Genomic DNA, 3,617 nt, shown 5'->3' with positions numbered 1-3,617 from the left:
ACAAGTGAGGGACTTTGAAAGTCCGGGAGTCCCCCAGAATGGGGGGTTGGGGGGCGAATTCATACCATCGTTCAGCAACGCCTCAACGCCTTCTGATCACTGGTACTTTCCGAGCATTGCCGAGTACACGACTCGATTAGAGCAACACGGATTTGATGTGACGTATGCAGTGTTGTTCGATCGTCCCACTCCCTTAACGGGCGAAGATGGGTTAGCAAATTGGCTACAAATGTTTGCCAGTCGATTTTTAGAGAAGCTCTCAGATGAGGCGCGTTTGCAGGTGATTCAGTCAGTCGAGCAGGAATTGCGTCCCATCCTTTACAAGACAGACCACTGGACAGCGGACTATCGCAGGCTTCGCATCATTGCAGTCAAACGGGGGACTTTATGAACGTGAGAATAGCAACTTCCAGCGATGTGTCATTGATTTTTGCGTTTCTAAAAAAGAAGGTTGAGTTCGATCGCAACATTGGTGCTTTTTCTGGTCATCTGCGATCGTCTGAAGAAAAAATATATAAGACGCTGTTTGGTTGTTGCCCTTTTTCCTATGTGTTGTTTGCAGAGGTTTCGGGGGTTGCGATCGGGTTTGCTTTATATGGATTTCGCTACTCGTCGTTTGCAGGACAGCCGAGTATTTGGCTAGACGATTTGTATGTAGATGAAGCGATGAGAAGTCAAGGTGCAGGAGCCGCCTTAATGAATCATCTTGTACAGATTGCTCAAGAAAACCATTGCACTCATCTTGCCTGGAATGCGGATGCGAGGAACGATCGCGGACTGCAATTCTGTAAACGTCTGGGCGCAACTGTCATTGAGCAAACCGGAAATCGTTGTCTCCTTAACTGGGCACCTAATCTGTCTTAAAGTCCCCCAGAATGAAGGGTTGGGGAGCAGAAGATGCTAACAGCGAAGCGAGGCGTTGCTGAATCAGGGGATGAATTGCCCCGAAACGGCGGGAACCCCAAGGTTCAAAGTCCCCCAATTTTGGGGGATTTAGGGGGCGAAAAGATGGACACTTCCCACAGAGTCATCCCTCCAATCAGCAACGCCCAGCGAAGCGAAAAGCCTTCATTGAAACCCTACACCAAAAATAAGTAGATGACTGACCCATTATCATTACCGTCAGCGTTGTTTTTAGTGAGTGCTGGTGTATTCGCAGGCGTGATGAATGGACTTGCAGGAGGCGGTGGTTTGATCGGGTTTCCAGCGTTGATCACGACAGGGATTCTTCCGATCGCTGCGAACGCAACTAATGCGGCCGCTTTGTGGTTTGGAACCGTTGCCAGTAGCGTTGCCTACCGTCGAGAATTGCCATTCCAAAAAACACAATTTTTGCTTCTCAGCGTGGTTAGCATTGTAGGTGGCGTTTGGGGTTCCTATTTGCTGCTGCATACTCCTCAAGCTGCTTTTGAATTTCTAATTCCCTACCTGATGCTGACTGCGACGGTGTTGTTTGCGATCGCTCATCCTCTCACAAAATGGCTAGAAAAACAGAGGCTAGAAAAACAAAGAAATCATTCTGTCAGAATTCAGATTCCATTGGGTGTGATTGTCTTGCTTCAGTTTGCGATCGCGGTCTATGGTGGGTTCTATGGGGGCGGTGGCGGCATTCTCATGCTGTCCGTTTTAGAACTGATGGGACTCGACACAATTCACACTATGAACGGCTGGAAAAACTGGCTGGCAACCTGCATCAATGCAGCGGCAATCATCAACTTCAGTTTTGCAGGCACGATTGTCTGGAAATCGATGGGTGTGATGGCGATCGGGGCATTGCTTGGTGGTTACAGTAGTGCTTATTTTGCGCGTCAAATTGATCCTTTACTGATTCGTTACTTTATTATCGGCGTTAGCTCTAGCATTACAGCATATTTTTTCTGGTATCACCCTGTCTATTAAACAAGATTCATCTGCTCATATCCAGACTCTTTTTACAGGCGTTGAATTGGCATTAATTCACTTGTACTGATTAAACCCGTGATTTGCCAACCGAGTCTCAGCGCATTACAGTTGAGTTCAGTCTACTGTTGTCCATCTCATTTGTCCCCCAATCTGCTGAGTAGAATTGTGCAATTCGTCTCTTTTGCTGATTTATTTGATTTGTCTCAAGGAGCGCCCATGCGAGGTGGAGAGAGTATTGTATCGCTGGGCTTAATCGCTACTCTGATTGGGTCAGCGATCGTCACCTCAATTTTGGCGCGTTTGCTGCGAAACTGGTTGAGAAAGCGGATTCTTTTTAAGATGGGACTCGATGAAGGCAGTCGAGAAGCGATCGCGGCTATTATTAGCTACAGTGCCGCTGCGATCGGATTTGTGATTATCTTACAAACGGCAGGCGTTAACCTCAACTCGCTGACATTTTTGGCGGGTGGATTGGGCATCGGCTTAGGCTTTGGGCTGCAAGAATTAGCAAAAAATTTCATCAGCGGGCTGACTCTTTTATTTGAGCAACCGATTAAGGTCGGAGACTTTGTAGAGGTCGATGGACTAACCGGAACGGTGCAAAAAATTTCGATTCGCTCCACCATGATCCAGACGAATGACGGCGTTTCTGTGATCGTTCCTAATCTTAATTTCATCGTCAACAAAATCGTTAATTGGAGTCATCAAGATCCCAAATGTCGGCTTCGCATTCTAGTTGGCGTAGCTGAAGAAACGGATTTGCTGCTGGTGACAGAACTGCTGCTCAAAACAGCTTATATGGAATCGAGAGTCTTGAGTAATCCTGCGCCAGAAGTCTGGCTACAAGACTTTGGAGATGGCACAGTCTCCTTGGAGTTATTAGTGTGGATTAATCAACCAAAATTTAAAGACCCAATCGCCAGTGGGTTGAGATTTGCGATCGAATATGAGTTTCGCCAACAGGGAATTCGAGCCTTTAGTAACAGTCAGGTTTTGTCGCTTCGCCCGATTCGCTCATCTGCTACACCAAACTTTGATGAGACAGACTTTAGTGAAATGGCGACAACCCTAAATGAGCCGCTTCCTTATTATTCGCAACCGTCAACGCTGCGCCAACTGCTCAGACAAGTGAGCTATTTTGAGACCTTTACTGACCTCAATTTGCTACAGCTTATCCAACAAGGCTATCGTCAGACCTTTGATGCAAACTCAATAATTGTCCGAGAAAATGAGCCAGGAGATTCGTTTTATATCATTCTCTCAGGGTCGATCGAGGTGTTTTCTGAACGAGCCAACAAGCATTTAACAACGCTGCATGTCGGTGACTTTTTTGGTGAATTGTCTTTACTGTTGGGCATTCGTCGCACTGCAACCGTCCGCGCTTTAGAAGACACGGTACTTTTTGTAGTCAGTCAAGTCGGAATGCAAAAACTATTAGCCAATCATCGCGGGCTTGCTGACTTAATTGCTCAAAAGTTAGCCGAGCGCCAACAAGAATTGACCCAGAGACAACAGCTTCTCAAAGATTTAGATCTCCTCGATGAAGTCGATATCGAACAGAACCCGATCGTCTGGATTCGTAAACGGTTAAAAATGCTGTTTGAACTCTAGAAGCCGATCGCTTTCTCTAACTGCCATTAAACTAACGTGAATTCGATGTAGTTTTCTCGCTTCGTTATTCAGCACTTCTGCCCCCCAACCCCCCAATTTTGGGG

At 46.6% G+C, this 3,617-nt stretch carries 3 protein-coding genes and 1 pseudogene; all 4 read left to right on the top strand.

The features are described 5' to 3' along the window. Nucleotides 1-391, top strand: a pseudogene (locus ACKFKF_RS34605) (hypothetical protein); the annotation flags it as partial. Continuing rightward, complete coding sequence (locus ACKFKF_RS34600) at nt 388-864, top strand: N-acetyltransferase family protein (RefSeq protein ID WP_446871884.1); 477 nt, start codon at nt 388-390, stop codon at nt 862-864. The pseudogene ACKFKF_RS34605 and the gene ACKFKF_RS34600, both read left to right, overlap by 4 nt. A gap of 234 nt (nt 865-1,098) precedes the next feature. Next, a complete protein-coding gene (locus ACKFKF_RS34595; protein ID WP_446871883.1) occupies nt 1,099-1,899 on the top strand; it encodes a sulfite exporter TauE/SafE family protein in 801 nt (266 codons plus the stop codon). A gap of 168 nt (nt 1,900-2,067) precedes the next feature. Further along, the gene (locus tag ACKFKF_RS34590; protein ID WP_446871882.1) at nt 2,068-3,513 is read left to right on the top strand and encodes a mechanosensitive ion channel domain-containing protein; all 1,446 of its coding nucleotides are present in this window, start codon (nt 2,068-2,070) and stop codon (nt 3,511-3,513) included. Nucleotides 3,514-3,617 lie beyond the last annotated feature (104 nt).

This window comes from Phormidesmis sp. 146-12 (genome assembly GCF_052939495.1).
This window is presented reverse-complemented; position numbering and strand designations above follow the sequence as displayed.